This is a genomic window from Sphingomonas tagetis (genome assembly GCF_024211275.1).
Classification (GTDB): domain Bacteria; phylum Pseudomonadota; class Alphaproteobacteria; order Sphingomonadales; family Sphingomonadaceae; genus Sphingomonas; species Sphingomonas tagetis.
This window is the reverse complement of record NZ_JAMLDX010000048.1, coordinates 1-1,347: the sequence shown is the minus strand read 5'-3', so window position 1 is coordinate 1,347 and position 1,347 is coordinate 1. Positions and strand designations below refer to the sequence as shown.

At 66.4% G+C, this 1,347-nt stretch carries 2 protein-coding genes; both read right to left on the bottom strand.

The window, feature by feature from the left end; translation table 11 throughout:
• The coding region (locus M9978_RS22935; RefSeq protein ID WP_254297484.1) for an electron transfer flavoprotein subunit alpha/FixB family protein at positions 1–928 on the bottom strand (928 nt) is incomplete at its 3' end.
• Positions 925–1,347 (bottom strand): electron transfer flavoprotein subunit beta/FixA family protein (locus M9978_RS22930; RefSeq protein ID WP_254297481.1); only part of this gene is annotated, 423 nt, incomplete at its 5' end. The genes M9978_RS22930 and M9978_RS22935, both read right to left, overlap by 4 nt.

Sequence of the window (1,347 nt, the reverse complement as noted above, 5' to 3'; positions counted from 1 at the left end):
ACAGTTTCTCGGTGAGTTCGGGCACGATCTTGAAGAGGTCGCCGACCAGTCCGATGTCGGCGACCTGGAAGATGGGGGCGTCCTCGTCCTTGTTGATGGCGATGATGGTCTTGGAGTCCTTCATGCCGGCAAGGTGCTGGATCGCGCCGGAGATGCCGACCGCGATGTACACTTCGGGGGCGACGATCTTGCCGGTCTGGCCGACCTGATAATCGTTGGGGACATAGCCCGCATCGACCGCAGCGCGGCTCGCGCCGACGCCTGCGCCGAGCTTGTCGGCGAGCGGCTCGATCAGCGCATGGAAGTTCTCGCTATTCTGCAGCGCGCGGCCGCCCGAGACGATCACCTTCGCGCTGGTCAGTTCCGGGCGCTCCGACTTGGCGATCTCCGAACCGACGAAGCTCGAGAGGCCGCTGTCGCCCTTGCCCGAGATAGTCTCGACGCTTGCCGACCCGCCTGTCGTCGCCGCCTTCTCGAACGCCGTGCCGCGGACGGTGAGGACCTTCTTCGCATCACTCGACTTGACCGTCGCGATCGCGTTGCCGGCATAGATCGGGCGGGTGAAGGTGTCGGCGCTTTCGACCGACAGGATCTCGCTCACCTGCATCACGTCGAGCAGCGCGGCGACGCGCGGGGCGATGTTCTTGCCGGTGGTCGTGGCCGGCGCGACGAACGCGTCGTAACCCGACATGAGCTCGGCGATCAGCGGCGCGACATTCTCGGCCAGCGCATGACCGTAAGCTGCGTCATCCGCCAGCAGCACCTTGGAGACACCGGCGATCTTCGCCGCGGCATCGGCCGCGCCCTGCGCGCCCTGTCCCGCGACCAGCGCGACCACGTCGCCCAGCTTGCCGCCCGCAGTGACTGCAGCCAGCGTCGCGTCCTTGACCGACGCATTGTCGTGTTCGACCCACACCAGCACGCTCATTTCGCAACTCCCAGCGCCTTGAGCCTGGCAACCAGCTCATCCACATCCGCAACCTTCACGCCCGCCACGCGCTTGGCCGGCTCGGTCACGCTCACCACCGTCAGCCGCGGCGTCACATCGACCCCGTAATCGGCCGGGGTCTTCTGCTCGAGCGGCTTGCTCTTGGCCTTCATGATGTTGGGCAGCGAAGCATAGCGCGGCTCGTTGAGGCGAAGGTCGGTGGTCACGATCGCCGGGGTGTTGAGCTTAACCGTCTCGAGCCCGCCATCGACCTCGCGCGTCACGTCCACCGTGCTGCCCGACACCTCGACCTTGCTCGCGAACGTGCCCTGGCCCCAGCCGAGCAATGCCGCCAGCATCTGCCCGGTCTGGTTGTTGTCGTCGTCGATCGCCTGCTTGCCCAGGATCACCAGACCCGG